Raw genomic sequence first — 16,540 nt, 5'->3', positions numbered from 1 at the left:
TTAAATGGGTTAACTATTTAAAAGTTTTACCACATCCTTTGCAAAATAGGAGGCGATTATGTCGGCCCCGGCCCGTTTAATGGCTGTTACCTGTTCCATCATAACGGCATCGTGGTCTAGCCATCCTTTTTCGGCAGCGGCCTTTACCATGGCATATTCTCCAGAAACTTGGTATACAGCCACAGGCACATCCACTTCATTTTTAATCTCGCGAACAATGTCCAAATAGCATAAGCCTGGTTTTACCATCACGATATCGGCACCTTCATCGATGTCCATTTCGGTTTCTCGAATGGCTTCAAAGCGGTTGGCGTAATCCATTTGGTAAGATTTTTTGTCCTTTGGAATATCGATCATGTCCACTGGAGCAGAATCTAGGGCATCTCTAAAAGGTCCATAAAAGGCCGAGGCATATTTCGCTGAATAGCTCATGATACCAGTATTGAAATAGCCTTCGTCTTCCAAAGCTTCCCTGATGGAAAGGATCCTACCGTCCATCATATCACTTGGTGCCACAAAGTTGGCGCCAGCTTCAGCATGCGAAAGGCTCATTTCTGTTAGGATCTCTACCGTGTCATCATTCAGAATCAATCCGTTTTCAACAATACCGTCATGCCCAAAAGAAGAATAGGGATCCAAAGCTACATCGGTCATCACCAACATGTCCGGACAGGCATTTTTTACAGTTTTTACGGCACGTTGCATCAGTCCGTTAGGGTTGATAGCTTCCGTACCTTTATTGTCTTTTAGATTGTCAGGCACTTTTACAAACAACAACACCGATTTTAACCCGAGCTTCCATAACTCTTTCACTTCTTTTTCCAAAAGGTCCAAGCTGTATCTAAAATAGTTGGGCATTGATGGGATTTCTTCTTTTACGTTTTTGCCTTCCACGACAAACAATGGCACTAGAAAATCGTTGGGGGTGATTATGGTTTCACGAACCAAAGAGCGTATGGCTTCATTGGTGCGTAGTCTTCTATTTCGTCTTAATGGGTACATTATGATTTGTGTTTTAAATTGTCAATTTTATTGTTCATCTTATTCTGCATATCATCTGCAAATCCTACTAGAGATTTGGGTGCTTTAAAGCGATAACCTACAAATATTTGAAAATAAGGAATATTGTCTGCTGCGCGGGATGACCTATCGGCAGAATGGTTCAGAATTAAGTAACTATAATGAGCGCCTAAATATAAGTTGTCAATATCGTAGGTGGCGGCGGCCCTGAAGTTCAATTCGGTCAATAAAGAGTTTAAGGCATCTTCTCCTTCCGATTTTGAGTGGTTCAATCCAATCCCGGCAGACACACCACCAGACAGAAGAAGGTTATTTGTGGGAACATAATTGTAATAATAGGAAGGGGCAAAAGCAATATCAAAGGAATAGTAACTGAAATCAATGTAATCCCCAGTTTCAGTGCTATTGCCTTCCAAATTGAATTTTGAATAATAATAGATAATTCTAGGAATAAAGCTTCCGGTACTTTTCAATTGTTTTTCGTCCTGTGAGGTGATGGCTCTAAACGAAAAATTCTCATTCCATATATAGGATGTGGCCCCTCCAATTTTAAAGTTTTTGGAATGTGGTAAATAGACGGATATATCGTCACTATTATTAAACTTCAGGTAGAACCCTTTCTCTTTAAACAATTCGAAGGTTTGCATGAAATGATCTCCAAAAAAGGTTCTAAAACTTAAGGTGAACAGTTTGGAGTCTTCATTGTCCTTATTGGTTCCCATAAAATCGGGCGCAAAAGAGTAGGAGCCTGAAATACCTCGAAAGGAAACAGAAGCTCCAATCCTGTTTTGTTTGTTGGGTTGGAGATTGAAGAAATCATCCGAGTTACGATCTTTGATTTTTAAGTCGTTGGAAGTGTTTACATAAAACGCACGGGCTGTAATCCTATTGGGGTAGGACGCCTTGTATTCCGAGGCCTCTTTGTAAATAATGTTTGTGGTCGTGGTGTCCTGAACAATTTCTTCAGGAGTAATTTGGGCCCAAACAGAGGTGCCTGAAAGGACTGTTAAAAGGTTAAGTATACCTAATTTTAAACCCATGTTTTTGGTTGTTTTAAAACGGAGAGCAATGCTGCTTCCGGGCTGCCCTCTTCTGGATGGTGGTCATATACCCATTGTACATGAGGAGGTAAACTCATCAAAATACTTTCTATACGGCCGTTGGTTCGCAAGCCAAACAAAGTGCCTTTGTCATGTACCAAATTAAATTCTACGTAACGCCCACGGCGTATTTCTTGCCATGTTCTATTGGCTTCCGTATACGGAAGGTTTTTGCGTTTTTCAACAATTGGTACATAGGCTTCCAAAAAGCTGTTGCCTACTTCGGTGACAAAATTGTACCAATCTTCCATGCTCATCTCATCAGTGGCTTTGCAGTAGTCAAAGAATAAACCGCCAAGACCTCTGGCTTCATTGCGATGGCTGTTCCAGAAATACTTGTCGCATTTTGTTTTATATTCTTGGTAGAAGTCTGGATGGTGTTTGTCGCAGGCTGTTTTACAGGTGTTATGGAAGTGGATCGCATCTTCTTCAAATAAATAATATGGCGTTAAATCTTGTCCGCCTCCAAACCATTGGTCAACAATCTCACCTTGTTCATTGTACATTTCAAAATAGCGCCAATTGGCATGTACGGTTGGCACCATGGGGCTTTTAGGATGCAATACCAAACTAAGGCCACAGGCAAAAAAGTTGGCATCCTTCACGCCAAAATAGGTTTGCATGCTCTCCGGAAGTTTGCCGTGAACCGCAGAAATATTAACGCCGCCTTTTTCAAATACCTTACCGTTTTCGATCACTCGGGTTCTGCCGCCGCCGCCTTCGGGACGTTCCCAAAGATCTTGACGAAACGTGGCTTTGCCATCAATGCTTTCCAAAGTTGAGGTAATGGTATCTTGTAAATTTTGTATGTATGAATAAAACTTATCTTTCATTATGTAATTGGTATAATTCCATATCCAAAGGGCCTTTGGCAGAGGATATGTAATCGTTTTCTAATGTTTTAACCCATGAAAATCCGCATCTTTTGGCGACATTAACACTAGGGGTGTTGGTTTTGTGTACTAATATATTCAGAGTTTGGAGGGCTAGGTCGTTAAATGCAAATTGAATGCTGGTTTTTAGGGCCTTTACCATCCAGCCATTGCCTGTATAATTGTTTCCCAGGCAATAAGCAAATTCTCCTTGATTTTGGTTCCAGTTAAGGTTTTTTAAAATGACGAGACCTGCCACTTTGGACGTTTCTAAATCCTTTATGGCAAAGGTGTATTCTGTTTGCTCAATAATGGCTTCTCGCTGTTGAGCAATGTAGTTTACGGAAGCTTCTTCCGAAATATTCTGCGCTAAGGTTTTTGGTAGGTACAACTGAAAACGCCTCCCGTTGGTAATCATCAATTGGCTAAGACTAGGAGCATCTTCGTGTTGTAGCGTAGCCAGCTCGAATGTGTCTTTTGACAATACCATTAGTGTTTAATTGCTTTGGTGTGTTTTAGTTGTAATAATCTAACAGTTTCTTTGGAAGCTGCTGTTACTGAAAGTGGTAGCACAATCATTAAGCCTAAAATAGGAATTAAAAGGCAAACTAAAAACACAATTCCGTTACCAATTGCGGTGCCTTTATTCTTTTTTACAAATTGAATGCTGTCGTGGTAATTGAGGTGGCGTTCCAAGGTGTAGTCCATATTCCCAAAACCGGCATAATACGCTTGAATTAAAAAGAGTAACACAGAGGATGCAATACCAATAACAGGAATAAAACCTAACAATAGCACAGGAATAGTTAAGGTGAGTTCTTTAAAAAGGTTACGCAAGTTGATTTTAATTCCTCGCGATAATTGCGAACTGAAGGTGCTTTTGGTATTCCTTGGTAAGAGGTTATTGGCTAAATGGGCTTCAATCCGTTCGGAAACCGGACTCATGAAGGGTGCCGAAAGGGCCATGACAATATGTTTGTAGAGCAGGAGTCCAATGGCAATTATGGCCAACCCAATGAAGATTTCGGACAAATTTCGTAACCATGAAGAGGAATTCCAACTAGGGAAAATGCTCAGGATGTAGTCGAAAATATTATCTGAAAAGCCATAAGCCATCAAGCCAATACTTGTTGCAGTGAAAAAGCTAATTACTATTGGTATGACAAAATATTTCCAAAGCCCAAGTTTTGAAATCAAACCAAAGGCTCCAAAATAGGCTTGTATGGCTTTGAAAATATTTTTTAGCATTTATAAGTTGGTTCCTGTGCCAATTGAATTGGCAAGGTTTTTAAAGATCTATGCTTTGTATTCCTTTACAGCATCAATAAATGCCTTGGCATTGTCTAATGGGATATTTGGCAAAATACCGTGCCCTAGATTGACAATGTATTTGTCCTTTCCAAATTCATCAATCATTTGGTGAACCATCTTTTTGATGACGTCTGGAGGCGATAATAGTCTTGCTGGGTCGAAGTTCCCTTGAAGGGTAATTTGTCCACCAGTTAAATAACGGGCATTTTTAGGAGAACAGGTCCAATCCACTCCAAGGGCAGAGGCATTGGATTGTGCCATTTCATGAAGGGCGAACCAACAACCTTTTCCGAAGGCGATTACTGGAGCATCATCTTTCAAGGCTTCAATAATTTGATTGATATACTGCCATGAAAATTCATGGTAATCGGTTGGAGATAACATACCTCCCCAAGAATCAAACACTTGAACTGCGTTAACACCAGCTTTTACTTTTTCCTTTAAGTAAGCAATAGTGGTATCGGTGATTTTTTGCAATAATTGGTGGGCTGCAATAGGATTGGTAAAACAAAATTCCTTGGCTTTGTCAAAGTTTTTGCTGCCTTGGCCTTGTACACAGTAGCACAAAATGGTCCAAGGGGATCCTGCAAATCCAATAAGAGGAATTTCGTCATTCAACAATTCTTTGGTGGCTTTTATAGCTTGGTAAACATAATCCAATGCTTCCGTTACATTTGGCACAATTACATTGTCCACATCTTTTTGGGTGCGAACAGGGTTAGGTAAGTAGGGACCGAAATTTGGCTTCATTTGTACCTCGATGTTCATAGCTTGTGGAATCACCAAGATGTCAGAAAACAAGATGGCGGCATCCATACCGTAGCGACGAATAGGTTGAACGGTAATTTCACTGGCCAATTCAGGAGTACGGCAACGTGTAAAGAAATCGTATTTTTCACGAATTGCCATAAATTCTGGTAAATAGCGACCTGCTTGACGCATCATCCACACTGGTGGGCGTTCAACAGTTTCTCCTTTTAGGGCTCTTAAAAATAAATCGTTTTTTATCATGTTTATTCCGCTGAAAAGCGACTCTGTTTAATTCAACTTTGTTAGTTTAAACCTAAAGATTAGGCATAATGTTCATTTACCAGTTCGATGACACTTTCTACAGTAGGAACTTTGGCAATACGAACATCCTTGAAATATTTTTGGGCTTCCTTGGCAGTGGTTTCTCCTATACAGAAAGCAATACCGTTGGGTTTATTTTGTTGGATAAAACTTTCGACGGTTGAAGGGCTGTAAAACATAATACCTTCAATATTGTCCTCCACTTTTTCCGCATCGTAACGGGTTTGGTAGGCTTCAATTTCCTCTACTTTGATGTGGTTGTCCTTTAAAATGGTAGGCAAATCGTCCAATCTCAAATTGCTACAGAAATAAGTAACCTCTGTACCGTCAATATAATCAACTAAATATTCGGCCAAGGTTTTTGCATTTTTGGCAGCATGTGCTACAGGGCCTATTTTTTGTTCAATAAGGCGTTTGGTACGACGGCCAACACAATAAATATTTTTAAAATTTAAGTCTTCGGAAGGGCAATTGGTAAGAATGGCATCTACCGCATTTTGACTCGTAATCACCACATTTTTAATAGGTGTTTTGAGTTTGCTTACCGGAATTCTGTTAGGGTTGGTTTTGATGGCATCATTGCTCTTTACAACCAAACGGTCGTTTAACAGAAATTGCTGATCTTCGGTTAAGGATTTTGTAGAATAAATATTGGTTTGCTTCCCTGAATGTTTAATGCCATCCATTAAGCGTTTGCCGCCACGTTCAATAACATTTTCGGCACATTGCTGCGCTAAATCTTGATGTCGTCCTAATTTTACGGAACGAGAAACTTCAATCTTTTTGGTTCCGTCAGGACTTAATAAAACTCCAGTAAAACTGATTTCTTCATTTTTGATAGTTGCTAAGGCGCCAATAGGGGCAGAGCAACCGCCTTCCAAAACTCTTAAGAAATTACGCTCTATAGAGGTGCAGATTTCTGTTTCTTCGTGGTTGATTTCACGACAGATTTCCAGAATATCTTCATCTTTTTCCAAAGCAGTTACCATCACGGCTCCCTGAGCAGGGGCAGGAATCATCCAATCTAAATTGATGGCGTTTTCAGGACGAATTTGTAAACGGCCTAAGCCTGCTGCCGCAAAAATGGCACCGTTCCAATCTTCGTTGTCTTCCAGTTTTTGAAGGCGTAAATTCACATTACCTCTTAATCCAACTACAGTGTGTGTGGGGTAGCGGTTGAGCCATTGTGCTCTTCGGCGTAAACTTCCAGTGGCAATAATACCTTCTCTCTGCGATAGGAATTCTTCATTATGTTTAAACACCAACATGTCCTTGTTGTTGCCACGCTTTAAAACCGCGGCTTGAACAATCCCATTTGGTAAAGCTGTAGGGACATCTTTTAGGGAATGTACCGCAATATCGATATCGCCATTTAACATGGCGATGTCCAATGTTTTGGTGAAAACTCCAGTAATTCCCAACTCATAGAGAGGTTTGTCCAACACCAAGTCACCAGTTGATTTTACGGGAACAAGGACGGTTTTATGGCCCAAATGTTCCAATTGATGTTGTACAGTTTTGGCTTGCCATAGCGCCAATTGGCTATCGCGTGTGCCAATGCGTATAATTTTAGACATGTTTTGTGGATTCTTCTAATTGAAACACCTTCTTAATTAATTCCAGGCTTTCATCAGTAGAAATGCCATCCTCTCTTAAATGATGCGCAAAGTGATTGGTAATCTTTTGAATGATATTGTTACTGATCAATTCGGCCTGTTCTTCATTGAAATCAGACAGCTTTTTACGTTGCGTGTCCAATTCTGCATTTTTAAAATCGGTCAGTTTTAGTTTTAAGGCCTTAATGGTAGGAGCAAATTTTCGGGTTTCCAACCAAGTGTTGAATTCTGCTTTTACTTCTTCAAGAATGGCCTCTGCTATTGGGATGTGTGCTTTTCTCTTTTCTAAAGTTTCATCGGTGATTTGAGAAAGGTCGTCCAAGTGAATTAAAGTGACATTGTCCAATTCGGTAACGTTATGGTTCACGTTTCTAGGAATAGACAAATCCAAAATCAACAACGGCTTTTTGGTTTGAATCAAAAATTTGTCGACGGTCGGATTTTGAGCTCCAGTGGCTACAATCATAACGTCGGACGCGTTGATTTCTTCCTGTAAATTGGCATAGTCCTTTACCAACAAGTTAAACTTTCCTGCAATTTCCTGTGCCTTGGTTTTGGTTCTGTTGATAAGGGTGATGTGCTCATTTTTAGTGTGCTTCACTAAATTTTCACAAGTGTTGCGCCCTATTTTTCCAGTTCCGAAGAGTAGAATATTTCGGTTGGAAATATCTTCAATATTGTTCAAGATGTAATGTACCGAAGCAAAAGACACCGAAGCCGCTCCCGAGGAAATGTCGGTTTCTGTTTTGATGCGTTTACTAGCTTGGATCACAGCATTGATCAAGCGTTCCAAGTAGGAATTCAGTAAACCTGCTTTTTTAGAATCCTTGGCGCTAGACTTTAATTGACTGATAATTTCAAAGTCACCAAGAATTTGACTGTCCAAACCAGAACCTACTTTAAACATGTGAGCAATAGCCTCTTTGTTTTTGTAGATGTAGGCAACTTCCTGAAACTCCTCAACAGTTCCTTTGGTATTCTCGCAAAGTAACTTGATAAGCTGGTAAGGATGCTCGGCAAAACCGTAAAGTTCAGTACGGTTACAGGTAGAGGTTACAATAAGGCTGTCAATGCCATTTGCCTTGGCTTGGGTATATAGCAATTGCTTGCCATCATTATCCAAGCTAAAGTGGCCTCTAATATCTGCATCGGCTTTTTTGTAACTTAAGCCAATGGCGTAAAAATATGTTGTTTTCGACTTAGTGTTGTATTCCATTAAATAACGTTGGAAATTCGGCAACAAAAATATATGTATGCAAATTAAAAAAATAACGCTAAAGGAACAATAAGTATCGCTTGTGGTTTTTTTGGGTTGTTTTTCCAATTAATGTAAATAATATCATACTTTTGCGGAATAAACAACGTGTTTCGTGTTGTTTGTTTAGAACAGGTCTAAATAGCTTTGTGATGGATTCGAGTTTTGATGCTGAAAAAAATATCGCCATAGGTTCTGAGAATTCAACGATAGATTCTTTTAATGAAGTAGAGATAGAAAAGGATTTCTACGTGTTGACTTATCAAAATGAAAGCGATAAAGTAGTGACCCTTGAAAGAGAGATTGACAGTAGTTTTATACAGTTTCATTTTTGTTTGAAGGGGGCAAGTAAATTTATTTTCAATAATGGGCGTTATGCTCTAGACATTGAAGATGAAAATTCGCTTTTGCTTTACAATCCGCAGCGCGATCTGCCACTACATATGGATTGCCAGCCGCAATCTTGGTTGGTGTCGGTAATCATTTCCATTAAAAAATTTCATGGATTGTTTTCCCAAGAAGCTGATTATATCACCTTTTTAAGTGAAGACAATAAGGATAAGAAATACTATGATGATGGTAAGATTACGCCATCAATGGCTATTGTGTTAACGCAGCTCGTCAATTTCAATCTTAATAACTCTATAAAGAATCTTTACTTCAAGGGAAAGGCTTATGAGCTATTGAGTTTGTACTTTAACAGGAGTGAAGATGCCAATGTGGAGCAATGTCCGTTTTTGGTAGACGAATCCAATGTCATTAAGATTAGAAAGGCAAAGGATATCATTATTTCGCGAATGACAGAACCTCCAACTTTACAGGAACTAGCGGAGGAAATCCAATTGAGTTTAAAAAAATTAAAGGAAGGGTTTAAGGAAATTTATGGAGATTCTGTTTATAGTTTTCTATTTGACTACAAAATGGAGGTGGCTAGGAAATTGTTGGAATCTGGAAACCATAATGTCAACGAGGTTGGGCTTCGTGTGGGGTATAGTACGGCGAGCCATTTTATTTCGGCCTTCAAAAAGAAATACGGAACAACCCCAAAAAAATATATACAATCAATATCATAAACATGAAACATCTTTTTGCATTACTCATAGTATTTATAAGCTTTAATGTGCAATCACAATCGGGTAAGGAGGCCATTAAGGTTGAGTTACTAAAATATTTCGATTTTGTAGAATCTAACAATGCTGATGGGGTCATTGGTTACATTCACCCAAAGGTTTTTGAGACTATTTCCAAAGATCAAATGAAGGCGGGAATGGAGCAAATGCTTCAAAATGAACAGATGAAAATTGAATTCCTGAGTACGGAAATAAGTCATATTTCCAATGTGGTTCCTTTTGATGATAGTCAGTATAGCCTTATTGATTATTCCAACGAAATGAGAATGACATTTTTGTCGGAGGTAGGGAAGTCTAAGGAAGAAAAGCAAACCTTTGTGGATTTCATGGTCCCAACTATGGAGCAGCAGTTTGGAAAAGGAAATGTAAAGGCCGATCCAGAAACCGCCTCCTTAATAATACATGTGGAAAGCGCCATTTATGCGGTATACAATACGTCTTTTAAAGGGTGGAAGTTCTTAGCCAACGACCCTAATATGGTATCGGTGGTAAATGATATTATACCTGCCGAGGTGAGAAATGAACTAGCAAATCAAAACTAAATTTGGCCATTACGGTCTTTATGAGATGTTATGAAAAAGGGAATATTACTTGTTAATTTAGGGTCGCCAGACAGTCCAGATCCTAAGGATGTCAAAAAATATCTTGGTGAATTTTTAATGGACGAACGTGTCATCGACGTTCCGCTGTGGGCAAGAAACCTTTTGGTGAAGGGAATTATTTTAAATACTCGCCCAAAAGCTTCTGCTGAAGCCTACTCGAAAATTTGGTGGGAAGAAGGCTCTCCATTAATTGTAATTTCTGAACGTTTAAAGGCGGGAATACAAAAACAAGTAGAGGCGCCAGTGGCTTTGGCCATGCGCTATGGAAGTATGAGCATAAAAAAGGGGCTTCAAGAATTGGTGGATCAAGGAGTGGAAGAGGTGTTTATAGTGCCTTTATATCCGCAATTTGCTATGGCTACTACAGAAACCATTTTGGTGCTGGCAGAAGAGATTCGAAAAGAGCATTTTCCAAATTTGAAGTTTTCCGATTTAAAAGCGTTCTACAACCGTCCCGATTATATTGAAGTGCTTTCCAATAGTATTGCCAAACATTTGGAAGGAAAACCATTTGATCATTTGTTGTTTTCATACCACGGGGTACCAGAAAGACATATTAGAAAAAGAGATGTGACCAAGTCTCACTGTAAAATAGACGGTAGTTGTTGTGCTACGCCTTCCAAGGCTCATGAGTTTTGCTACAGACACCAGTGTTTGGAAGTGACGCGGTTGGTTGCTGAAAAATTGTGTCTTGAAGAAGGTACCTATTCTACGTCCTTCCAATCAAGGCTAGGGTTTGACCCATGGTTGCAGCCTTATACCGATAGAACCATAGAGGCTTTAGGTAAAAAGGGTCTAAAGAGGATGGCCATTGTGACACCTGCATTTGTTAGCGATTGCTTGGAAACTTTGGAGGAAATAGCCATGGAAGGAAAGGAAATTTTTGAAGAAATGGGAGGAGAGCACTTTACTACAGTTCCTTGTTTAAATGATGATAAGGAATGGGTTGATTTGTTGTCTAAATGGATGAATGATTGGTTAACTTTAGAAACAGTTAAGGCATAATGGCAAGAATTTCTGCCAAAGAATTGGGGTCGCAGCCTATAGGGAAACTATTAATAAAACAGGCAGTTCCTGCTTCTATTGGTATTTTGGTGATGTCCTTGAACATTCTTGTGGATACCATTTTTGTTGGAAATTGGATTGGTCCAACGGCTATTGCTGCTATCAATGTTGTCTTACCGGTGTCCTTTTTTATTGCTGCATTGGGAATGAGTATTGGTGTTGGAGGGTCTTCCATTATATCGAGGGCTCTTGGGGCTAATGACCATGAAAAGGCGCTTAAAACATTTGGCAATCAAATAACCCTTACGTTATTGTTTACCATTACGCTTGTTGTCCTTGGGTTAACATTTGTGGATGGTATTATTCCGGCCTTTGGGGGAAAGGGAGCCATTTTTGATCCCGCCAAAGTGTACTATGTTATTGTGTTGTATGGAGTCCCTTTTTTGGCACTGTGTATGATGGGGAATACGGTAATAAGGGCAGAGGGGAAGCCTAAATTTGCCATGTATGCCATGATGATTCCTTCCGTTGGAAATTTAATTCTGGACTATGTATTTATCCATCTTATGGATTTAGGAATGGAAGGAGCGGCTTGGGCTACTACGGGATCCTACATGCTTTGTTTTGTGTTTATTATTTGGTTCTTCATGTCCAAAAACTCAGAGCTTAAAATAGGGCTTTCGCAGTTTGGGCTCAATTCTAAAATTGTATCGGAAATAGGATCTTTGGGGTTTGTTACATTGGCTAGACAAGCAGTTGTTAGTATTACCTACCTGTTTATGAATAATATTCTGTATAATCTTGGAGGGGAAGTTTCGGTAACAGCTTACGCTATTGTGGGCAGAATGCTTATGTTCGCCTTGTTTCCTGTTTTTGGAATTACCCAAGGGTTTTTGCCCATTGCAGGATTTAATTATGGGGCTTCCCAGTTTGATAGGGTTAGAGAAACTATCAATACAGCTATTAAATACGCCATTCTATTGGCAACCATCATATTCATTGCTTTAATGATTTTCCCAGAGGCAATTACTAGATTGTTTACTGATGATGCCGAGGTTTTAAAGGAAACCCCAAGCGATATGCGCTGGGTGTTTGCTGCCACGCCAATTATTGCTATCCAATTAATTGGAGCTGCGTATTTTCAGGCTATAGGCAAAGCTACGCCGGCATTGTTGTTGACCTTGACAAGACAGGGGTTCTTTTTTATTCCTCTTATCTTGATATTGCCTAATTTTTTTGGCGAACTTGGGGTTTGGATGTCCTTTCCTATTTCGGATGTCTTATCAACCATAGTGACCGCCTATTTTTTACATATGGAAGTCAAAAAAACGCTTATTAGCGAAACTTAAATAGCTGTTATGGAATTCTACAATTACATCAAGGCACTGCATCTTATTTTTGTGATTACCTGGTTTGCGGGATTGTTCTATATCCCAAGATTGTTTGTGTATCAAATAGAGGCCTTTCATAAGCCGTCCCCTGAAAAGGAAATTCTTGGGTTTCAATTAAAACTTATGGCCAAACGACTTTGGAACATTATTACTTGGCCTTCGGCTATTTTGGCTACGGTATTTGCTGTTTGGTTAATTGTTTTAATGCCAAGTTGGTTGCAGCAAAGTTGGATGCATGTAAAATTGGCTTTTGTAGTGTTGCTAATTATTTATCATCTTAAAACACATCAATATTATAAACAGTTGCAGCGTGATGAGGTTAAAAAAACATCCAGTTATATGCGTTTATGGAATGAGGGTGCAACCTTCATTTTGTTCGCCGTTGTGTTTTTGGTCATCCTGAAAAATGCCATGAATTGGATTTTTGGGGTTGTAGGGATTGTTGTTTTGGGAATATTGATCATGTTGGGTTATAAAATATATAAGAATATCAGGGCGAAAAATCCAAACGCTTAAACAAAGTCTGTTTGGTGCGATTATTGTTATATTTAGTGCAATAGAAAATTTCAAATGAAATTAAAAAAGCTTTCCCTTCGCGTTCGCATATTCTTGGCCATGATTTTGTTGGTGTTGATTGCTTCCATTCTTATTGTGGCGGTTACTGTGTATCAATACAACGAAGAGGCTTTAGACTATCACAGGGACAGGCTTGATAGAAAGGAAGAGAATATCAAGAGTAGTATCGATTTTACCATCAAGGAAACTACCTATCCTGTTACAACCGAAAATATCCCCAAAATTTTTAAGGACAAGATTTATGAAATTGCCGCCATTCATAAACTTCAGGTAAACCTGTATGATTTGGAGGGTGGGTTGCTTAAAAGTTCCCGTCAAAGTATTTCTAGCGATACCATTGTAAAATGTATCGATGCTGAAGTGTTAAATATCTTGGCCAATACAGCGGAACATAGGTTTGTAACAAAGTACACTAAGAACGGTAAGATCATTCAATCTTCCTATACCTATATTACCGATCAAAAGTTCAAACCTTTGGGCATCCTGAATTTGCCATATATGGAAGATGATAAATTCATGGATAAGGAGCTAAATGATTTCTTGGAGCGTTTGGCTTATGCTTATCTGTTTATGATGTTGATTGCTGTGGCCTTGGCCTATTTACTATCAAAGTACATAACCAAGTCTTTAAAGACCATTAGTGACAAAATTCATGAAACACGACTAGAAAAGCGAAATAAGAAAATTGAGATAGAATCCTCTAGTGAGGAAATATTGACCTTGGTCAATTCCTATAATACTATGATTGATCAGTTAGAGGAAAGTGCTGTAAAGTTGGCTACCAGTGAACGGGAACAAGCCTGGAGGGAAATGGCAAAACAGGTGGCGCACGAGATTAAAAACCCTTTAACGCCAATGCGTTTGAGTGTGCAGAGTTTCCAAAGAAAATTTGATCCACAGGATCCCGATATCTTTAAAAAAGTTAACGAATATTCAAAAACTTTGATTCAACAAATCGATACCATGAGCTCCATTGCATCGGCGTTCTCAAATTTTGCTAAAATGCCCGCTCAGGAAAAGGAAACGCTCAATGTGGTTAAAATTGTAAAACTTGGCTTGGATATTTTCAGCGAGGACTATATCATTTTTACTTCTGAGAAGGATGAAATCATGGCTAAATTTGACAGAACCCAACTTATAAGGGTGATTACCAATTTGGTGAAAAATGGTATCCAGGCTATTCCAGATGATCAGGAAGAGAAGAAAATTGTAGTGGCAGTTTTGGATGATGATTGTAAGGTAATCATAACCGTTGCCGATAATGGGCAAGGAATCGCAGAGGCTAACAAACAAAAAATATTCGAACCTAAATTTACTACAAAGTCTAGTGGTATGGGCTTAGGGCTGGCCATGGTAAAAAATATTGTGGAAACTTATGATGGAAGTATTACCTTTACATCGGAAAAGGGAAAAGGGACCGTATTTAAGGTAACTTTCCCAAAAGTATAATCCCTCTAGGCCTATAAGAGTTGTTGAATATTTGGGCCTTTTTTAATCTTCTTTACAATGAATTACGATAATATTATTTCTGAAGTAAATAATGGTGTTGCCACTATTACTATAAACCGACCAAGTAAGTTAAATGCTTTAAATAAAGCTACGATACAAGAATTGCATACCGCTTTTAAGGAAGCCGATGAAGACAAAGGAGTGAAGGTAATTATTGTTACGGGCTCAGGAGAAAAGGCCTTTGTAGCGGGTGCTGATATTAGTGAGTTTGCAGATTTTAGCGTGGCTCAAGGACAGGAGTTGGCGGCTAAAGGTCAAGAATTGCTATTTGATTTTGTGGCAAATTTATCAACTCCGGTAATTGCTGCTGTAAATGGTTTTGCGCTTGGTGGCGGATTGGAATTGGCCATGGCAGCACACTTTAGAATTGCCAGTAATAATGCTAAAATGGGATTGCCAGAAGTGTCTTTAGGGGTAATTCCCGGTTACGGTGGCACTCAAAGACTGCCACAATTGGTGGGTAAAGGACGTGCTATGGAAATGATCATGACCGCAGGAATGATTGATGCCCAAACGGCATTGTCATTTGGATTGGTAAATCACGTAACAGCTCAGGAAGAATTATTGGATTTGGCGGGAAGTCTGGCTGCAAAGATTATGAAAAACTCTTCAGTAGCAATTAGTGCGGCTATTGCAGCTGTAAATGCCAACTACGAAGATGGTGTAAATGGTTTTGATCAAGAGATCTTGAAATTTGGAGAGTCTTTTGGAACCGAGGATTTTAAAGAAGGGACTACTGCATTTTTGGAAAAACGCAAGGCTGATTTTCCCGGAAACTAAGTAGGCAACGTTTGGTTGGCTAATGAAGCTTCCTTTTGAACACTAAAATAAGTGCCGAAATAGGTTATAAAAAATGGGTTTGTTGAAAACCCATTTTTTATTTAACAGTTTTAACTGAGCAATCTTCGTAATTTTAAAAATCTCGAATTTTTACCCGTTAAATTAAACTCATGGATTCTAAGGCTTTTTTTAAAGGAAGAGGGGCACAAATGAATGTATCTAATCGCTTTTTTGACCTTAGTCATGAGCTTCGAGATGATTTTTTGGAGTACTGTACTAAGGAGGGTGATGTCCTCGATACTAATAAAACCAAGTATTTGGAGGTGTTTCCCAAAAGCATTGTCAACAAAGTAGACAGTCCAGATGTTGGTATGGGCTATTCTATGAACATGTATCAAGGTTGTGAGCATGGCTGTATTTATTGTTATGCCAGAAATAGTCATGAATACTGGGGCTATAGTGCCGGATTGGATTTTGAGCGACAGATTTTAGTAAAGAAAGAGGCTGCAAAATTATTGGAAGCCGTCATAAAAAAGAAAAGTTGGAAGGCCCATACCATTGTGATGTCCGGCAATACAGATTGTTACCAACCCGCCGAACAAGAATTTCAAATTACAAGAAAGTGCTTGGAGGTATTCCTAAAGTATAGGCATCCAGTTGGTATTATTACTAAAAATGCTTTGGTGTTACGAGATTTGGACTTGTTGAAGGAATTGGCTAAAGATAACTTAGTTGCTGTCAATATTTCCATTACATCACTTTCTGAACAGACCAGGCGTATTTTGGAACCAAGGACTACAACCATAAAAAAGCGTTTGGAAACGGTAAAAATTTTGAGCGAGCATGGTATCCCCGTTAATGTTATGATTGCTCCAATCATTCCTGCTATCAATAGTCATGAAATATTGCCTTTGGCCAAGGCTGCGGCAGACGCAGGAGCTTTGTCTATTGGGCATACCATTGTAAGGTTGAATGGTGCTATTGGAGCGATTTTCACCGATTGGATTAAGAAAGCCTTGCCAGACAGAGCTGATAAAGTGTTGCATCAAATAGAGGATTGTCATGGAGGGTCGTTAAACGACAGTAGATATGGTACCCGCATGAGGGGAGAAGGTAAAATAGCCGAACAAATTAATATGCTCATAAAGTTGGCTAAACAAAAGTACTTCAAGGACAAAGTAATGCCAAGATTGAACCATGATCTTCACGAGCAATATAAGGACGGGCAATTAAAATTATTTTAGAACAAACGAAAAGAGCAGCCCTACAGCTGCTCCCTTACTAACTAACATTCTAACATTA

At 39.1% G+C, this 16,540-nt stretch carries 16 protein-coding genes; 8 read left to right on the top strand and 8 right to left on the bottom strand.

Translation table 11 applies throughout. The features are described from left to right. Positions 1-9: 9 nt before the first annotated feature. From hemB to hemA, 8 genes are read right to left on the bottom strand one after another with little or no spacing between them, the layout of a single operon-like run. Positions 10-1,002 (bottom strand): porphobilinogen synthase, encoded by a 993-nt coding sequence (gene hemB / locus RBH95_RS00500; RefSeq protein ID WP_307900783.1) that lies wholly within the window; start codon positions 1,000-1,002, stop codon positions 10-12. After that, a complete protein-coding gene (locus RBH95_RS00495) occupies positions 1,002-2,060 on the bottom strand; it encodes a DUF4421 family protein (protein WP_307900782.1) in 1,059 nt (352 codons plus the stop codon). The genes hemB and RBH95_RS00495 overlap by 1 nt, the downstream gene beginning before the upstream one ends. Continuing rightward, positions 2,051-2,953, bottom strand: a complete 903-nt coding sequence (gene hemF, locus RBH95_RS00490) for an oxygen-dependent coproporphyrinogen oxidase (RefSeq protein WP_307900781.1) — start codon at positions 2,951-2,953, stop codon at positions 2,051-2,053. The genes RBH95_RS00495 and hemF overlap by 10 nt, the downstream gene beginning before the upstream one ends. After that, a complete protein-coding gene (locus RBH95_RS00485) occupies positions 2,943-3,482 on the bottom strand; it encodes a GNAT family N-acetyltransferase (RefSeq protein WP_307900780.1) in 540 nt (179 codons plus the stop codon). Before RBH95_RS00485 ends, hemF begins: the two co-directional genes overlap by 11 nt. After that, positions 3,482-4,240 (bottom strand): EI24 domain-containing protein, encoded by a 759-nt coding sequence (locus tag RBH95_RS00480; protein WP_307900779.1) that lies wholly within the window; start codon positions 4,238-4,240, stop codon positions 3,482-3,484. Before RBH95_RS00480 ends, RBH95_RS00485 begins: the two co-directional genes overlap by 1 nt. Positions 4,241-4,288: 48 nt before the next feature. After that, positions 4,289-5,314 (bottom strand): uroporphyrinogen decarboxylase, encoded by a 1,026-nt coding sequence (hemE, locus tag RBH95_RS00475; RefSeq protein WP_307900778.1) that lies wholly within the window; start codon positions 5,312-5,314, stop codon positions 4,289-4,291. A gap of 59 nt (positions 5,315-5,373) precedes the next feature. Next, complete coding sequence (gene hemC / locus RBH95_RS00470; RefSeq protein WP_307900777.1) at positions 5,374-6,951, bottom strand: hydroxymethylbilane synthase; 1,578 nt, start codon at positions 6,949-6,951, stop codon at positions 5,374-5,376. Continuing rightward, on the bottom strand, positions 6,944-8,206 hold the full coding sequence (hemA, locus tag RBH95_RS00465; protein ID WP_307900776.1) for a glutamyl-tRNA reductase: 1,263 nt from the start codon (positions 8,204-8,206) through the stop codon (positions 6,944-6,946). The genes hemC and hemA overlap by 8 nt, the downstream gene beginning before the upstream one ends. Before the next feature lie 191 nt (positions 8,207-8,397). On the opposite strand from hemA, the gene RBH95_RS00460 reads away from it, so the two are divergent. The 8 genes from RBH95_RS00460 (at position 8,398) to RBH95_RS00425 (ending at position 16,482) form a co-directional block, all read left to right on the top strand. Continuing rightward, positions 8,398-9,318, top strand: coding sequence for a helix-turn-helix transcriptional regulator (locus tag RBH95_RS00460; RefSeq protein WP_307900775.1), 921 nt, complete (start codon positions 8,398-8,400; stop codon positions 9,316-9,318). 2 nt (positions 9,319-9,320) lie between these two features. Continuing rightward, positions 9,321-9,917, top strand: a complete 597-nt coding sequence (locus tag RBH95_RS00455; RefSeq protein WP_307900774.1) for a hypothetical protein — start codon at positions 9,321-9,323, stop codon at positions 9,915-9,917. Positions 9,918-9,947: 30 nt separating this feature from the next. Next, on the top strand, positions 9,948-10,982 hold the full coding sequence (gene hemH, locus RBH95_RS00450) for a ferrochelatase (RefSeq protein WP_307900773.1): 1,035 nt from the start codon (positions 9,948-9,950) through the stop codon (positions 10,980-10,982). Further along, positions 10,982-12,331: an MATE family efflux transporter gene (locus tag RBH95_RS00445; RefSeq protein ID WP_307900772.1), complete on the top strand. Its 1,350-nt coding sequence runs from the start codon at positions 10,982-10,984 to the stop codon at positions 12,329-12,331. The genes hemH and RBH95_RS00445 overlap by 1 nt, the downstream gene beginning before the upstream one ends. Before the next feature lie 9 nt (positions 12,332-12,340). Continuing rightward, entirely contained in the window at positions 12,341-12,889 is a 549-nt protein-coding gene (locus RBH95_RS00440; RefSeq protein ID WP_307900771.1) for a CopD family protein, read from the top strand. Positions 12,890-12,943: 54 nt separating this feature from the next. Beyond that, positions 12,944-14,398 carry an ATP-binding protein gene (locus RBH95_RS00435; RefSeq protein WP_307900770.1) on the top strand — a complete coding sequence of 485 codons (1,455 nt, stop codon included), beginning with the start codon at positions 12,944-12,946 and terminating at the stop codon, positions 14,396-14,398. 57 nt (positions 14,399-14,455) lie between these two features. Then, entirely contained in the window at positions 14,456-15,238 is a 783-nt protein-coding gene (locus RBH95_RS00430) for an enoyl-CoA hydratase/isomerase family protein (protein ID WP_307900769.1), read from the top strand. Positions 15,239-15,408: 170 nt separating this feature from the next. Continuing rightward, positions 15,409-16,482: a PA0069 family radical SAM protein gene (locus RBH95_RS00425; RefSeq protein WP_307900768.1), complete on the top strand. Its 1,074-nt coding sequence runs from the start codon at positions 15,409-15,411 to the stop codon at positions 16,480-16,482. Positions 16,483-16,540 lie beyond the last annotated feature (58 nt).

Origin of the sequence: Mangrovimonas sp. YM274, assembly GCF_030908385.1 — a bacterium.
GTDB lineage: Bacteria > Bacteroidota > Bacteroidia > Flavobacteriales > Flavobacteriaceae > Mangrovimonas_A.
This window is presented reverse-complemented; position numbering and strand designations above follow the sequence as displayed.